Raw genomic sequence first — 16,515 nt, 5'->3', positions numbered from 1 at the left:
CTTGGCTGTATACAATAAAACGGTACACGATGTGAGAATACATTGCGCATGTTCATTGCCTCCACTCGTTATTTGCTTGCACAATAGCATGGAGTGCTGTTAATGGTTAACGTTACGCCGAGTACACTTGAATTAAACAAAGTTTTTGCAGGTGAAAACTTTACTCATGCATGTATATGCTCGCATACGCCACTAAAAAATTGGTTGTTATTGGATTTTGATATTCATCAATTCCCCTTTGCAAAAATCATGAGTCAGCAAATCCTCAAGTGCAATAATATTGATAAGTATCATGAGAGTATCATGGCACAAAGAGCCCAATTTGGATTACCGCAAAAGTTATTCTCTCAGGATAATTTATTTTTTAGAGACATGATCATTACTCAAACTCAAGGAAGTGGCTTAATTGAATTATATCATCAGTTTATTAACAAGTTCTTAGCGTACAAGGTTGCTCATGAACTCAGTTTTGATGAACGTCCAGATATACGGGTTCATCTCCCCGGTACACTGCCTGTCAGCGAATTCCATGATGACTATTCTATAACTCATCACTTTGAACAAATTAATATGTGGTTGCCCTTAGTGGATACCGCGGGTACATCAACTTTGTGGTTAGAATCTGATTATGGGACGGGTCAAGTTACACCAATTGACGTTAAGTATGGACAAGTTTTACTTTTCGATGGAGGGATCCTAAAGCATGGAAGCCGCAAAAACGAGACTAACAATACACGGATCAGCTTAGAATCAAAATTGTCTTTATTAGGTGCGGGTTTACGTGCGGATGCTGTTCATTTACTCGACCGTTTCAGTTTTGTGCAATGACCTGATTTATGGTTTTTTTGTGCACAGCAGCGTTGTTTGTGCACAGCACCCGAAGTAAGTTATTATTCTTCGGCGGCTAGTTAAGCAGTTAAGTTCCCCACTCGTATGTCATACACACAGTTTTATCTATTACTGAATCTCTAAACCTCTAAATCTAAAAACCCACTTTTGTCGTTGAGTATGGCTCGCTGATCATGTCGTTTTTTACATAATATGTGTGTTTAATGTGCACTCAATGTTTATTTTGTGTTTGTTAAATGTTTATTTTTTGTATTTTATTTGTTTATAATGCGGTTGAAAAAGGTACGAAGTGATGAAGCTTCACCCATCACTATCCAATAAAACAATAAAATAATATTCAGGGGAATAATGTGAAAGGACGAAATATAATCGCCATAAGTGTTAAAGTTGCCTTATTGGCATCCGCTGCATCATGTGGTGTAACGGTCGCTGCTGACAAGGGAGATACGATAAAACTCGACAGGATAGAAGTAACGGGTTCAAGAATTAAGCGTACTGAAATTGAAGGCCCTGCACCGATTCAAGTGCTGACCGCGGAAGATATTCAGGATAAAGGTTTTCCTAATATTTATGAAGCAATCCAGTCTTTAACGGCTGCAACGGGGACCATTCAAGGGCAAGGTATTACGAATTCATTCACACCAAATGCAGAAACAGTTAATTTACGTGGGCTAGGGCCAAATAGAACTTTAGTCTTGTTAAATGGTAGACGAGTTGCGAACTATCCACGTGCATTTAATAGTCAAAATAATGTGTTTAATTTATCAACAATACCGACGTCAGCAGTTGCTAGAATAGAAATTGTAACCGGAGGAAAGTCAGCGGTATATGGTTCTGATGCTATGGCGGGTGTTGTTAATATAATAACCAAAAAGAATGTTGAGCACACTACTGTAACAGCACTAGCAAGTACCACAGATCAAGGCGGCGCAGACAATCGTAAGTTTACGATCACAGGTGGAGCGAGTACAGAATCATTTTCTTGGACGTACTCAGTTGATTACTCAAAACAAGATATGCTACTTGGTAATGAAAGAGACTGGTTAGACTCTGTGGATGATGGACCGGCCACTGATACTCAACCACTATATTCACGAGTCAACTCACGAAGTGTTATGGCTTGGACGATTGCGGGCGGCTCTCAATATGTTCACCCTAATGAATTCATAAATGGTGCATGCGATCAATGGACTGAATATGATTTATCTTTACGTCCTGACCGAGGTTATTATTGCGGAAAGGATACAACAGGTGATAGCTCGTATATAAATGAGCGCGAAAATGTGTCGATTTATAACAATTTTCAGTGGGATCTTTCAGATGACCACCAAGTTTTTGGTGATTTACTTTACTGGAACAGTGACTCAGCAAACCAAGGCGGTTTAGGTCCCAGCTGGCGTTCAGATAACTCCCCAATTGATAATTTAGCATACGGTCGTTTCTTTTTAGATGAGACAGCTGAAAACAGGCCTTTATATTTACAGCGTACGTTTACGCCATCAGAAATAGGCGGTGACAACAAGGGGCATTTCGAAGATGACATGTATTTTGTTGCGGCGGGCATGAAAGGCATTGTACTTGAAGAGATAGCGTACGAAGTTGCATTCTCGCACAGTAAATCGAAAAACTCAGAGTCTGAAATATTGGTTGCAGCAGATAAAGCCAGAGATTACTTTTTAGGTGCAAGGCTAGATGCCAACGACCCGCTATATAGCCCTGACTGGCAGCGTTTTTGGCGTCCATTAGATCAAGCAGGGCGAGACGCTATTTTAGAGTCTAATGATTCCACAGCAGATGCAAGTGTTACCACATTAACGGCGAGTTTGTCTGGTGCAATCATGGAGTTATCAGCAGGAGATTTAGGATTTGCGGCCGTTGTTGAGTATGGTTCGGAAGATTATCGAATTTCAGCCCATCCACGAACATTAGATGAAAGCAAAGGATGGGGTAACGGTTTAACAGCTACAGAAGGCAGTGGTGAACGCGATAGGTATGGAGTCGCACTTGAATTTGAAGTGCCAATTACAGAGCAAGTGAAAGCCAATATTGCAGGCCGTTACGACTATTATGATGATAATACCGATGTAGATGGTGCATTTACCTATCAAATTGGCATTGAATATCGACCTACCGATGATTTGTTAGTGCGAGGAAGTTATGGCACATCATTTAGAGCGCCAGACATTCATCAAGTGAATGCGGGCCCATCTGGGTCTTATAGCGGTATAACGGATGATCATTTAGAGCTTTTATGTCAAGACTATATTTCGGCTGGCAGAACCAACGATGGTGCACTAACAGAGCAATGTGATCCAGATAGTGCTGGACGTTTGCGTGCATCACAAACCATTTTTATCGAACGTACGGGTAATACAAAGCTAAAAGAAGAAACTGGGTTTTCCGCTACGGTAGGGTTTGCATGGGAGGTAGCTGAAGGACTTGATTGGACATTTGATGCTTATCGAATTCGTATTGAAGATCAAGTGGAGTCATGGAATTTAACCGATTTTTTCAAGAATGAAGCTGCGTGTCGTCGAGGAACTGCCAATGTCACTGCAGAGCGTTGTGATGAAATAATAAGTCGTGTTGACCGTTTTCCAGGTACTAATCCAACCAACGGCTATAGTGTTGATAAAATACGGACGACATATGTCAATCAATCATTTAACGAACTAACTGGTATTGAAACGAATGTAATATATAAATATGACGCGGGTAGTTGGGGTGAATTTACAGCCAATATGCGTTACAACCATGTTTTAGAAGTGATCCGCCAAGAATTTCCAGGAGATCCCATAAATAAAGAGTATCGTGATGATTTTGATAACGATGACCTACGTTCAAAAGTAGATAACACTTTTACTTGGCATAAAAATGCATGGCGTGTTTCTCTACAGCAAATTCGCTATGGTTCAACATGGAATGCAGAAGACCCAAATGGACAAGTTGAAAATAGAGCGGTGTTGGGAGGGCGATTAAAACCGTGGCTGATTTATAATGCTGGTGTGACATATGACATCAACGATGCACACTCATTGAGGTTTGGGGTTAATAATTTACGTGATACCAGAGCACGTAATGATGGCTCTTGGGATTCTGGGAGACCGTGGTTTAATCGTGAAGTTTACCCGACCACAATTGCTGTGATGGGACGTTCATTCTCGTTGCAATATACCGGTCGCTTCTAATCTAGCTGTATATGATAGCAAACTTTATATACTTCAGTTTTATATCGGGTTTTATATAAACTTTGTTTTATCATCTTAAGTATATGGCTGTTTGCTGTCCTTGTTAGTGAGGATAGAAAACAGCCTTGATTTATATCAAAAGTTGTTTGTACTCGGCCATTAATAGTATTGATATGAGTCACAATGACATTGTGGATCCGCTGTTAGGTCATTGGCGGTGAGCGTGAGTTGCAATTGATTCTGATGATCGTAAACTGTGGCCGTTTTTAAAATCTCATCAATGCCTATGACTTCGACTGGGTGGTTATTGTACTCAACCCATTCCCCATTTCTTAACTCTTTTAAGTTCATAATAATAACTTAACCTCAGCTCTGAATAAGCGAATTTGCCCAATAAAGCTATTTTTCTCACTCTCGGCGTTGCTTTCATTTGTAATAGCCCGCTATTACTGCATAAAAGCGCCTTGATATTGAACAAAATATCATCATTGGATCGTACTTAAGTTTGTTTACAAAATATTTCCTATTCCAAAACCCTTATCCAAACCTGAGGTTAACTTAAATCTATTCTATGGTGACTAAAGTATAGTGATTGATTTGTTGTGTGGGGATGTTTTTTAATAGTAGAGGTCAAACGAACTTGCACAGGGCTGGAAAAGGCTGATAGCGGTTATCGTATGCGGTATATGTTGAAAAGAGATAACAGCTTTATGGATGCAATTTTATATTGTTGATGCAATCACAACAACCCAATCACAGGTATACACAGGAACACTAGAATAGTCAGTACAGGGGGCTGTGCAGAAGTATAAAACCAAGCATGGTATGAAATATAATTCGCGACAATAGCGCTTAACGACTAAATTAGAAGGTAAAGTGCTAACTAACTGAATAATTAGGCAGGGCAATGACGATAACGAACAGGCAAAAGCAATTGGTGCAGCAGAGTTTTGCGCAGGTTGAACCCATTGCAGAGCAAGCTGCTGATATTTTTTATACCACCCTTTTCCAATATGATCCATCGTTAAAGCCTTTATTTAAAAATAGCTTGAAAAGCCAAGGCCAAAAGTTGATGGCAACCCTTAAGGTTGCGGTAAATGGTTTAGACGATTTAGATGCATTAATACCTATCTTGCATAAACTTGCTGATAGGCATGTCGCCTATGGTGTGCACGCCAAGGACTTTACCCCAGTAGGTAATGCGCTCTTACATACACTTAAAGTTGGGCTAGGTAATAGTTGGACCCCAGAAGTACGTCAAGCGTGGGTTGATGTTTTCAGGATCATTGCCACAGTAATGAAAGCACATGCATTTCGAGAGTAAGCGGGATAGGTTGTGCGCTTATGATTAATTGCGAACCAGATAATGTGTGTTAAGGTACAGATTATCTGGTGCGAGCTTAAATGAAACGAGGTTACAGTTGGCTTACCACGTAGTTTTTACATGCACCTAGATCTTTATATCTGTGTGTATGCCCTAATGTCATCGGTTGTACACTGTGTAGCGGGCCGCCCGTTACTTGCCAATTTTTCCCTGCAAAGCTTACGGTGTCACCCGTGTTATAAATAGCAGGGTATGACTGCCAAGGATCAGTACAAGGTTGGCATTTGGGGAGTTCTTTGGCAATCACATTAAGCAGCTTATACTGCTCATCTCTCGAGTCTTGATGTAACTCCCAAATAAATACCCCAGGATATCCATTTTCAGCAACGAATTGTGTTTTGGTGTGTATTAAGTTTGGGGTTTCCCAAAAGTATGCATCGTTATCTAAGATATATTGCCCGCTGTTATAGTTTATACCGAGCCCTTTGACTAGATTATCAACAATGCCACGAGATGTGTACACTGATACAGGACCATTTTTACCATCAATAAATGTTTTATTGTAAAATGGCAGGCCTAGGCTGGTTTTACTTACATCATATTTAGTTATCATGCTTTGACTGGCGACGTTTGGATTTACGAGGCCACTATGAATATCGTCCCATGATGCATGATGTCTAATCGGAGAGCCCCCCCAGCCTCCTGTATAGTCGTAGGCCATAAAGCGAATGATATCAGCATATTTGTCTAAGTCGGGGTGAAAGTTAATGCCTGACCAACCACCGGCTTGTACGTCGACAGTGACCTCAATATGTTTAGGCAGTGCTGCGCGGAGATCTTTGACTAAATTTAGGAGCCTGTTACTTTCTTCAGGGTTAGGTTGGTTATAACTACTCCAATCTTCCCAGTCAACGTCTATACCGTCGAGATTATGTCGCTTTGCATATTCAACGAGATTAAACACAAGCTGACTTCGAGCAGCTTCATCCATTGAAAGAAAGTCAACCCCAGCGCCGCCGACCGATATCATCACACCGGTATTATTGGCATGTGCATGACTCACAATATCATCGATATATTGATCCGCTTCTTGAGTATCAAGACTGCCATCAGACTGCGGGTAAGCAAATGCGACAATAATGTGAGTGAGTTGGTCGGTCGCCAAATCTTTAATATCCATATTACCACCGGCAGGGTGATCCCATGTTGCGTAAAACCCTTCAACACGAGGGCAAGACTGCTCTACTGATGCCATTACTGAAAGCGGGAGCACGCTGACTAAGCTGGCCATAACTGTTTTTTTAAACATTATATAATCCTTAATTTTACATGTTGTATATCGTTTAGCGACTTTGTTGTAGCACCAATATCAATTTTATGTAAAGTGAATAAAAATAATGTAATTAAAAGCACACTTAATTGTTGTGAAAAATAATAATAAGCAATGATGTGATCTATGGATAAGTGACTTATGTACTTGTATTAAAGAGTCAGAAATAGCCCGGTTTTGGACACAATATATGTTTATTTAGACAAAAATTAACATCACAAGGTAATGTCTTAATAGATGGAGGTGTAACTTTTAATTTGTATAAAACAAGTGCTTATGTGTTTTTTGTGATTTTATTTGTAATTGAGAGAGTAAGGTGAACAGTCGACGTATATGTGATAGCGCGAAGCGTATTTTGGATCTGTTTCATGGATTGAGAGACAGTGGTTGTAATTATATATTCCTACATTGATGCATCGTGTAAATATTATCAATTTCAAATAACGAAACTATTTACTTTTAACTTATTGTTTTAAAACTATTATTTAATTTTTATGTTGGTTTCGTTAACAATCTTTTACAATCCAGCTTCATTTACCTATGTTAATTTTTATGTTTTCTGATACATTTTTTAACGAAAATAATAACAAATGACAGGTTTAACCATGATCAAGCAACAAAAAAACAACAAAATACTTTTCAGCGCAACTTTACTATCGCTTGCTGTTTCAGCGTCGTTACAGGCTGCACCAATGCTAGAAGAAGCAAATAAATCGCCTCTTCCAAAGCGCTATATCGTTAAATATAAATCAGGAACAACTTCAGCTGTAATGGGCAGTGAAGGTGAGATGTCACATCTCACTCAATCTAGAATGTTTAACCTAGGAATTAACAATGCACAATTCAAACCGAGTCTGAATGCCGTTGTAACGCCATTAACCAGCGCACAGCTGCAAACACTACAAGAAGACAGCGATGTTGAATACGTTGAGGAAGATTTACCACGTCGTCTAATGTCTCAAGATATCCCTTATGGCATTAGTTTAGTTCAAGCTGATCAGGTTGATGATATGGTCGCATCAGCAGCCAGCGGTGGTAAAAAGATCTGTGTAATTGACTCTGGCCTAGATTTGCCACATGAAGATATGGGTTCTAACGGTGGAACGATATCAGGCACCAATGACAGAGGCACAGGAAACTGGTTTGAACATGGTGGCCCACATGGTACACACGTGGCTGGCACAATTGCGGCATTGAACAATGGTATTGGCGTTCGAGGTGTGATTGGCACAGATCCTTCAATGCATATTATTAAAGTATTTAATGCAAGTGGTTGGGGATATTCATCAGAGCTTGTTGACGCAGTTAACAAATGTCAATCGGCAGGTGCAGATGTTGTAAACATGAGTTTAGGTGGAGCAGGTTCAAGCACGACTGAACGAAATGGTATGCAAGCCGCTGCAGATGCAGGTATGTTATTAATTGCCGCAGCAGGAAATGACGGGGTGTTATCTAACCCAACGGATCTAGAAAGTTTCCCTGCATCATATGATTCAGTTATGTCAGTTGGTGGTGTAGATAAAAATAAAGATTTATACACCAGCTCACAAAAGAATAGCCAAGTAGAAATTGCAGCACCAGGCGTTGATGTGCAATCGACTTACCCAGAAGGTGATGGCTCTTCAGTATCTTTAACTGTAAATAGTATTTCGTACGATACCAATGCAATGGAAAACCAAGGTGTTGTTACTGCTTCTTTATATGATTTTGCAACTGGCGAAGCGACTGACAATGGTGCCAATGGTAAGGTGTGTTTAATTCAACGTGGTGCTATTTCGTTCCATGATAAAGTTAAGAATTGTGAAGACAGTGGCGGCGTAGGCGCGATTATATATAATAATGCAGCTGGGAGCTTCAGCGGCACTTTAGGTGATTCAAACCAAACAACGATTCCAAGTTTAACCGTGACTGATGTTGCTGGTGCAGCCATGCTAGCGGATGCAGGTACATCGGCGGCTATTAATATCAGCCCAGGTAACTACGGAAAAATGACAGGTACTTCAATGGCTTCTCCTCATGTTGCTGGTGTTGCTGCATTGGTATGGAGTCATCACCCAAGCTGTACCGCTGCACAAATTCGTACTGTGTTAACAGCAACAGCGGAAGACTTAGGTGCACCAGGAAGAGATGTGCAGTTTGGCCATGGTTTAGTTCAAGCAAAAGCAGCCGTTGATCACTTAAATGCAAATGGTTGTTCAGGTACACCAGGTGGTGACTTACCGGCAATTGATGAGACAACAAATAACATTAATGTTTCGCGCCGTAACTGGGTTCGTTATACGTTTGACTTAGCGGATGGCTATTCAAACTTTAACGTTGCAATGTCAGGCGGTACAGGTGATGCTGATTTGTATGTAACGTATGGCAAAGCATCTACTCGTTCGAAGTGGGATTGCCGACCTTATGCTGGTGGTAATGTTGAAAATTGCGCATTTACTAACCCACAAACAGGCACGTGGTATATCGATGTTTATGGTTATAGTACTGCAACAGGTGTCTCTGTGAATATCACAGCAACACCGTAATAAAATCTATTAGCTTAGAATAGGGCCGCATAAGCGGCCTTTTTTATTTCTCTATTACTCACTAATAGAGAGAGACTAATATCAGCCAAGCTTATTCCATCACTAGGTTAATTTAATGAACATACTCAATGATAATGTCAGGCTTGAGCCGCTTAACCAATCTGATTGGACGTTATTTTTAGAAATGAATCAATGTCAAAATGTAATGCACTATGTGTACGATTGTTTACCATTGGATGTACTTAGCGCTAACTTCAGTCGGCGTATAGCAAAAACATCATGCATGAGTGAAAGTTGGCATTTTAGTATTACAGATGCTGAAACAGATGAGAAAGTCGGCAATATTGGTATACAGCTCTTAAATAAAAAGAGGCGTGTTGGCGAAGTTGGGTTTATGCTAAAGCTACAGGCTCAGGGCAAAGGGTACGCGAGCCATGCCCTGAAGTTGTTAGTTGAGTATGCTTTTGAGGCACTCGCGATTCAAGAACTGATTGCAATTTGCGCCACAGATAACGTCAGCTCGTATAAATTGCTTGAAAAAGTAGGATTTACTCGTGTTCGAGTAATGGCAAAGAACACCATGATTAAAGGTGTGTTAGTCGATGACTATGTATATGCAATAACTAACCTCAGTTCTGGATAAGCGAATTTGCCCAATAAAGCTATTTTTCGCACTCTCGGCGTTGCTTTCATTTGTAATAGCCCGCTATTACTGCATAAAAGCGCCTTGATATTGAACAAAATATCATCATTGGATTGTACGTAAGTTTATTTTTAAAACATTTTCTATTCCAAAACCCTTATCCAAATCTGAGGTTAAGTAACCTCAGCTCTGGATAAGCGAATTTGCCCAATAAAGCTATTTTTCTCACTCTCGGCGTTGCTTTCATTTGTAATAGCCCGCTATTACTGCATAAAAGCGCCTTGATATTGAACAAAATATCATCATTGGATTGTACGTAAGTTTATTTTTAAAACATTTTCTATTCCAAAACCCTTATCCAAATCTGAGGTTAACTAAAAAGAGTGCGTAAAAATCAAAGAAGCCACCAAGTCTTCCGCTTTATAAATTTCCAGTACGTCATATTCACCCTCACATAATGCATGACAGTGGCCAATATACCTGTTGATAGATGGCTATTTATCGTATCAAAAATAATGATTTATCGCTGAGTTGTTCATTGCAATGATCTCATACGTTTCCTTCAATTGAGCTTTTATTCTAATTTAACTTGAATTCCTGAAATTTGAGCGTACACTTGTGCGCTCAAATTTAAGCTAACAGGTGTACGCTCAATTGAAACGAACATTACAGGCCGTCTCTAACAAGTTTTCACAATGGTTTTTACATCATCGGAGTTTTGCTGGGTATATTGAACCTGTGATACAGCACTTTAAACCCGCTTGGAGAGCCGACTTATATCGAGCTCATATCGAATGTGTGGAAAAAACGGCAGAACATTTTATTCGTATATCTTTACGGCCTGAGCATAACTGGCCTACCCATTTGGCAGGACAACATATAAATATAACGGTTGAAATGAATGGCCGTTTATTGACGCGTACTTTTACCATTGCGTCATGCCCATATGAGCGTGATAAACAGGGCTGTATCTCGTTATTAGTACGCGTTGACCTTAATGGGCGCTTTACAAGTCAACTCTATGAACAACTGAAAAAAACTGCATGGGTTAATATATCGAAACCACAAGGAATATTCGTTGTTCAATCTCTAAAAAAGCCTTTGCTTATGATTGCGGGAGGCTCAGGAATAACGCCAATCGCAGCAATGCTCGCACAGCATTTGCGTGATATACAGGAGCCAGTTCGCTTGGTGTATTTTGCCAAAGCAGATCAGCATCAACTTGTTGAACAGTTAACTCAACTTGAGACTGAGCACCGTAATTTTAGCTTTGAGTTATGTACGAGAGCGCACAGTAAACCATTATCCTATTATATATCAGTGAGCAAATTAGTGGATGTTTACTGCTGCGGACCGAATGAAATGCTACATGAGGTACAACAGGTGTGTGGTGATTTAGGACTAAAGTATTTTGACGAAGTGTTTGGTTTAAAACAAGCACCGACTGATCACAGTTTGGATATGGGGGCTGAGCATACTTTAAATGTTGATGGCCAAGTCATATCAGTCAATAGCAGCGATGTTCTACTTGAACAATTGGAAGAAAAAAATGTTGCTGTAACCCGAGGTTGTGGCATTGGGATCTGTCACCAGTGCCAATGTGTAAAAAGTAAAGGTGTGGTCAGAGATATTCGCACTGGCGCGCTATCTGATAATGGCCATCAGTTGATCCAATTATGTATCTCACAGCCCGTTTCTGATTTGGAGGTTACGTTATGAGTTCAGTTAATTTTGACTTATTGGCTAAGGAGTTAGATGAAATAAAGCAACTCACGTTAGCCAAAGTAGGTCAGTATGATGCAGATCATATTAGACGGGTAATAAGCATTCAGCGCTATAGTGAGTGGTTAGGTCGCGCTCTGTTGCTATTGGGGTTTTGGCAACCAGTTATATGGTTGCTTGGCGTTGCTTTACTTGCATTGGCTAAAATACTAGACAATATGGAGATTGGTCATAATGTAATGCACGGTCAGTATGACTGGATGAATGACAAAAATATAAACTCCATGGCCTATGAGTGGGATATTGCATGTGATGGACAGAGCTGGCATCGAGTGCATAATTACGAACATCACACTTATACTAATATCATTGGCAAAGACAGAGATTTTGGTTACGGGCTATTAAGGCTGTCTGATGACTTTCAATGGCGTTTAAAGAACACTTGGCAGTTTTTTACCTATATAAATTTGAGTGTATTTTTTCAGTGGGGCGTGTCTTATCACGAACTTGCAGCCGAACGGGTTTTTTTGGGTAAGAAAAAACAGAATCGAGACTATAAAGTATCACACGCTATATTGAAACGGCGCTTTTTTAGCAAAGGAAGTCGGCAATTGGTGAAAGACTATGTATTGTTTCCATTGCTTGCAGGGCCGTTATTTTTATGGGTGCTCGGGGGGAATTTTCTGGCTAATTTACTACGTAACTTATGGACATCAACCATCATCTTTTGTGGTCATTTTACAGAGCAGACCAAAACGTTTAGTCAACAGCAATGCGAAAATGAAAGTCAAGGTCAATGGTACTATCGCCAAGCATTGGGATCGTCCAATATTCAAGGAGGTCGTACTTTTCATATATTAACAGGACATTTAAGTTTTCAAATAGAGCATCACTTATTCCCTGACTTACCTTCGTCCAGATATCAAGAAGTCGCGCCGATGGTGCAGTCTGTCTTTGCACGTCATGGAATTGCATACAATACGGGTACATTTTTTTGCCAATATGGCTCTGTGCTGAAACGGATAATGCGTTATTCATTTCCCTGATTGTACAACTAGATATTGCTACCATTCCCACGGGGGTGTTATTGGTTTACTTTTAACCAGTTTAAACGTACGAAATTAAGCTGGTTAGTACCGCACTGAATTGCCCCTCATATAACAGTACGTGATGTGTGTTTATATTTGTGGGCAGCACGCAGTAACAAGGAAAAACCAGGATATAAGAGGTATACTAGGTATCAATAACCTTTCCATAGTACGTTAAATATTCTATGCATTTTATTACATTGCGCTTTATTTCAATATCGGTGATGTGACTTAATTCAAAGCGCACATATCGCCTCTCTTCTTAATTCGCCACTGCAAGATTCATATAGATACTGTTTGGTTCAGACCTAGCTAAGTGTACCTTAGTAATGTCCGTTCATTTATTGGTCAATAAATATTTATTAATAAAAATAATGGATAATAAAACTAATGTGAAGTACGGTGAATGAAATTCTCATTCTACTGAGTGCAAAATAAAGATAAATAAAACTAATCTGATGTGGTTGTTCTATGTTTATTTAAGTGAATGATATTTAATAAATTTTACGGTGTTTGTTGTTTCTAATTATGTTTTTTGAAAATATTTAGTTAAAAATTGTTAATTAATTTTGTTGATCTTAACTTTGATTTGTAGTTAAAATGGGTTCAATTGATGCGGGGTGAGCCTGTGTTCAATGAAATAAGTTACTTAAAAAGGAAATTAAACATGAATAAAACTAATGCGTTATTATTGGCTTCAACATTGTTCTCTGGGGCAAGTTTTGCATTAGCACAAAATGTAGAAGATACGGATGGATACGAGCGTTTGACTCAATATGCTTCTGGTCCGGTGGCTTCTGCGACAATTATCAGCGAATATGCACATCATTTAACAGTGGAGTTGTTACTAGCGCAAGATACCAGTTATTGCGATGTAGCGAATGTTTATTCGAACACGGGTGGTTGGAATAACAATGGTGAGCATGTTGCCAATACGCGTGTGACTATTGATACAAATAACCCTTCAAAGTTGACGGCGTCAGTGGCCATTCCAGAGCAGTTTTTATCTACAAACAAAAAGTTGCGCGTAAGTTGTTACGATGCACAAGGAACTGACTATAAAGTACAGGTTAATATCCCTGGTGCACCAGATGTGGATTGGCAAATTGATGTAACACCAAAAGGTGAGTTCGTTCACCAACCATATTCATTTGGTTACCACAGTGAGTATCACGTATCTAGCCGTTTAACAGTAAACAACCATAACAACCAAGCTTATTGTTCTGTTGTTGCCAATCGTGGTGTTGAGCTTGGTTTGTTTTCAGGCAAAGAGTCAAAAGGTCCATTCCATTCAGATGTATTCACTGCGAATAAAGATGTCGTAAATGTGCGTCAGCCAGTGTTATATCAGATCTTAGAATGTGAAAACGCGGCAGGAAAAACACTCGCTGTAAAAGTATTTAGCTTGACCGACCCCAATGGTATTTACTTGCTTGAAGACCAGTTAATCGTAAAATAATCGAATTGACTTAGTTTTAGTTATAGCGTTACAAAAATGCAAACACCCTCGGTGTCTGCATTTTTAACGTAAGAGGTTCGCTAATGCTTTATCTAAGTGACTAAATCTAAATGAAAACTGACTATCAAGTAATTTTTTTGGTATAACAGTTTGTCCATAAATCAGTAAATCAGCCATTTCCCCGAATAGTAGGCGTAATACAATCTTAGGCATTGGCAACACCGCAGGTCGCGACAGGGTACTGGCTAATATTTTTGTGAATTCTTGGTTACTGACAGGGTTGGGAGCCGTTGCATTAAAAGTACCAGACAGGTGTTGGTTATTAACTAAATGTAATATGATGTTCACCATGTCATCAATGTGGATCCAAGACATCATTTGTTGGCCATCGGCCATTTTTCCACCCAGACACAGCTTAAAGGCGGGTAACATCTTTGTAAGTGCCCCAGCATCTTGGCTCAATACAATGCCAGTACGCAATACACACACACGCGTGTTTCTTGACTCTGCACGACGAGCGGTTTGCTCCCATTCGTTACATAAGTGATGACTAAATTCTGGGTTGTAATCGTTGAACGTTTCATCAATCGTTATTAGGCTATTTTGTCTGCCATAGAAACCAATCGCACTGCCAGATATGAATGTATGAGGTGGGGTGGTGGCCTGCGTTATTTTAGTGACTAACTGTTGCGTTATATTGATACGACTTTCAGTAATGAGGTGTTTTTGTTTTGTTGACCAACGTTTTTCGGCGATAGGTTCGCCAGCTAGGTTAACCACAACGTCGATTGTGTCAAAGTTTATTGTCTCTAATGTTGAAATGCAGGTTACTTTACGACCAAATAGCGCTTGCGCGTTATCAACGTTACGGGTGAGGGCCGTCACTTTAAACTGCTGTGCTAAAAATCCACATAACTGCCTACCAATTAGCCCTGTTGCGCCTGTAACAAGTATTCTCATTTTTAATTATCTCCACCGAGGAAAGTATGCTGTGTATTTCAGTATACGAGATGATTGTACTATCGATCACCTTTCGCTCTATGCTGCTACAACTTTGGGATGGAATGATTTAGAATTAACAAAAAATTGTTAAGGAAATTCTGTGTCTTCTCTGTCAGGCCTAAACAAAAGTCTTGTTATTTTAGCGTCGTTATTTGTTGTACTTGCTGGTATTAAATTAGCAAGTGATATCGTGATCCCTTTTATTTTAGCTGCTTTTATCGCGATCATTTGTAATCCATTACTGAAGTTTTTTGCGCGTTTTCATATCCCAAAAGGGATCGCTATTGTATTGGTCATTTGCCTTATTACTGCAATTGGGATGAGCTTAGCAGGACTTGTTGGCCAATCTCTTACTGATTTTTCAAAGCAATTACCACAATATCGAGAGGAGTTACAAAATAAGTTTATTTGGACCGTGAATATTGCTGCACAATACAATATTTTGATAGATAAAAACCAACTTATTTCTTTGTTCGACCCGGGTAAAATGATTGATATGGCCACTAATATGTTAACAGGCTTTGGTGGCGTTATGGCGAATGTGTTTTTAATCATATTGACGGTTGTGTTTATGTTGTTTGAGGCACCGATGTTAAGTAAAAAAGTGCACTTGGCGTTGGATGATCCGCAAATGAAAATGCAACAAATCGACCGATTCTTAGACTCAATCAATTCTTACTTGGCGATAAAAACAATGGTGTCGTTGGCCACTGGATTCTGCGCTGGTTTGCTGCTGTGGGTATTAGGTGTAGATTACTTCGTACTGTGGGCGGTTGTGGCATTTCTCCTTAACTATATTCCTAATATTGGCTCAATGATTGCCGCTGTTCCTGCTGTGTTATTAGCATTGATCACATTGGGGCCAATTGTGGCTGGTATTGTCGCCGTTGGTTACATCATAATAAATACGGTAATGGGCAGTATCATAGAACCTAAATTTATGGGCCGTGGCCTTGGGTTGTCGACACTCGTGGTGTTCTTGTCGTTGATTTTTTGGGGCTGGTTATTGGGCACCGTCGGCATGTTATTGTCAGTGCCTTTAACAATGGTGGTTAAGATAGCCCTTGAAGCGACCGAAGAAGGGCAGTGGTTAGCAACCATGCTCGGAAACGCGGAATAACATAACGCGGATAGGAAAATTTAATAAAAAATGTAAAGCCTTGAGGTGTATAACCATGTAGGGCTTTACCTTTCAAAATAAAATCGGTGTGCCGATAGGTGAGTGATAACCCATTGATGATGAACTGTATTTTCTGATTTTTCCTCACATCAAATCATGTTAACTAAAAGCACTTTAAATAAAAAGCGAACATCTGCACCTGTAAGCACGCCATACCTTGATAACGACAAAACGCAATTTTCTCAACCCTTTACCCAGATGAGTA

At 39.7% G+C, this 16,515-nt stretch carries 12 protein-coding genes; 9 read left to right on the top strand and 3 right to left on the bottom strand.

Features of this window, described 5'->3' with window-relative positions; genetic code table 11:
- Positions 1–102: 102 nt before the first annotated feature.
- Positions 103–828, top strand: a complete 726-nt coding sequence (locus tag PAUR_RS10200) for a phytanoyl-CoA dioxygenase family protein (RefSeq protein ID WP_192507655.1) — start codon at positions 103–105, stop codon at positions 826–828.
- Positions 829–1,199: 371 nt separating this feature from the next.
- Positions 1,200–4,037, top strand: a complete 2,838-nt coding sequence (locus tag PAUR_RS10195; RefSeq protein WP_192507654.1) for a TonB-dependent receptor domain-containing protein — start codon at positions 1,200–1,202, stop codon at positions 4,035–4,037.
- 159 nt (positions 4,038–4,196) lie between these two features.
- On the opposite strand, the gene PAUR_RS10190 is transcribed toward PAUR_RS10195, so the two are convergent.
- On the bottom strand, positions 4,197–4,388 hold the full coding sequence (locus PAUR_RS10190; protein WP_192507653.1) for a hypothetical protein: 192 nt from the start codon (positions 4,386–4,388) through the stop codon (positions 4,197–4,199).
- A gap of 556 nt (positions 4,389–4,944) precedes the next feature.
- On the opposite strand from PAUR_RS10190, the gene PAUR_RS10185 reads away from it, so the two are divergent.
- Positions 4,945–5,361 (top strand): globin family protein, encoded by a 417-nt coding sequence (locus PAUR_RS10185; RefSeq protein WP_192507652.1) that lies wholly within the window; start codon positions 4,945–4,947, stop codon positions 5,359–5,361.
- Between the two features lie 91 nt (positions 5,362–5,452).
- Here PAUR_RS10185 and PAUR_RS10180 read toward each other — a convergent pair whose 3' ends face one another.
- The gene (locus tag PAUR_RS10180; protein WP_192507651.1) at positions 5,453–6,670 is read right to left on the bottom strand and encodes a glycoside hydrolase family 18 protein; all 1,218 of its coding nucleotides are present in this window, start codon (positions 6,668–6,670) and stop codon (positions 5,453–5,455) included.
- Between the two features lie 626 nt (positions 6,671–7,296).
- Between PAUR_RS10180 and PAUR_RS23905 the strand changes: the two genes are divergently transcribed.
- The 5 genes from PAUR_RS23905 to PAUR_RS10155 all read left to right on the top strand — a co-directional run bounded on the left by PAUR_RS23905 (position 7,297) and on the right by PAUR_RS10155 (position 14,128).
- Positions 7,297–9,216: a S8 family serine peptidase gene (locus tag PAUR_RS23905; protein ID WP_192507650.1), complete on the top strand. Its 1,920-nt coding sequence runs from the start codon at positions 7,297–7,299 to the stop codon at positions 9,214–9,216.
- A gap of 115 nt (positions 9,217–9,331) precedes the next feature.
- Entirely contained in the window at positions 9,332–9,859 is a 528-nt protein-coding gene (locus tag PAUR_RS10170; RefSeq protein WP_192507649.1) for a GNAT family N-acetyltransferase, read from the top strand.
- Positions 9,860–10,513: 654 nt separating this feature from the next.
- Positions 10,514–11,578, top strand: coding sequence for a flavin reductase family protein (locus tag PAUR_RS10165; protein ID WP_192507648.1), 1,065 nt, complete (start codon positions 10,514–10,516; stop codon positions 11,576–11,578).
- Entirely contained in the window at positions 11,575–12,627 is a 1,053-nt protein-coding gene (locus PAUR_RS10160) for a fatty acid desaturase family protein (protein WP_192507647.1), read from the top strand. The genes PAUR_RS10165 and PAUR_RS10160 overlap by 4 nt, the downstream gene beginning before the upstream one ends.
- A gap of 709 nt (positions 12,628–13,336) precedes the next feature.
- A complete protein-coding gene (locus PAUR_RS10155; RefSeq protein ID WP_192507646.1) occupies positions 13,337–14,128 on the top strand; it encodes a hypothetical protein in 792 nt (263 codons plus the stop codon).
- A gap of 63 nt (positions 14,129–14,191) precedes the next feature.
- On the opposite strand, the gene PAUR_RS10150 is transcribed toward PAUR_RS10155, so the two are convergent.
- On the bottom strand, positions 14,192–15,088 hold the full coding sequence (locus PAUR_RS10150; protein WP_192507645.1) for a TIGR01777 family oxidoreductase: 897 nt from the start codon (positions 15,086–15,088) through the stop codon (positions 14,192–14,194).
- Between the two features lie 142 nt (positions 15,089–15,230).
- Between PAUR_RS10150 and PAUR_RS10145 the strand changes: the two genes are divergently transcribed.
- Positions 15,231–16,250 carry an AI-2E family transporter gene (locus PAUR_RS10145; RefSeq protein WP_192507644.1) on the top strand — a complete coding sequence of 340 codons (1,020 nt, stop codon included), beginning with the start codon at positions 15,231–15,233 and terminating at the stop codon, positions 16,248–16,250.
- Positions 16,251–16,515: the final 265 nt, after the last annotated feature.

The sequence above is a fragment of the Pseudoalteromonas aurantia 208 genome (genome assembly GCF_014858725.1).
In the GTDB taxonomy this organism is placed as follows: Bacteria; Pseudomonadota; Gammaproteobacteria; order Enterobacterales; family Alteromonadaceae; genus Pseudoalteromonas; species Pseudoalteromonas aurantia.
The sequence above is the reverse complement of the archived record's forward strand: the minus strand, read 5'-3'. Positions and strand labels throughout refer to the sequence as shown.

Bases quoted from the DNA above. Each gene is read 5' to 3' on its own strand.
- PAUR_RS10200 (WP_192507655.1), top strand. From the start codon at position 103: ATGGTTAACGTTACGCCGAGTACACTTGAATTAAACAAAGTTTTTGCA.
- PAUR_RS10190 (WP_192507653.1), bottom strand. From the start codon at position 4,388: ATGAACTTAAAAGAGTTAAGAAATGGGGAATGGGTTGAGTACAATAAC.
- PAUR_RS10185 (WP_192507652.1), top strand. From the start codon at position 4,945: ATGACGATAACGAACAGGCAAAAGCAATTGGTGCAGCAGAGTTTTGCG.
- PAUR_RS10180 (WP_192507651.1), bottom strand. From the start codon at position 6,670: ATGTTTAAAAAAACAGTTATGGCCAGCTTAGTCAGCGTGCTCCCGCTT.
- PAUR_RS23905 (WP_192507650.1), top strand. From the start codon at position 7,297: ATGATCAAGCAACAAAAAAACAACAAAATACTTTTCAGCGCAACTTTA.
- PAUR_RS10170 (WP_192507649.1), top strand. From the start codon at position 9,332: ATGAACATACTCAATGATAATGTCAGGCTTGAGCCGCTTAACCAATCT.
- PAUR_RS10160 (WP_192507647.1), top strand. From the start codon at position 11,575: ATGAGTTCAGTTAATTTTGACTTATTGGCTAAGGAGTTAGATGAAATA.
- PAUR_RS10155 (WP_192507646.1), top strand. From the start codon at position 13,337: ATGAATAAAACTAATGCGTTATTATTGGCTTCAACATTGTTCTCTGGG.
- PAUR_RS10150 (WP_192507645.1), bottom strand. From the start codon at position 15,088: ATGAGAATACTTGTTACAGGCGCAACAGGGCTAATTGGTAGGCAGTTA.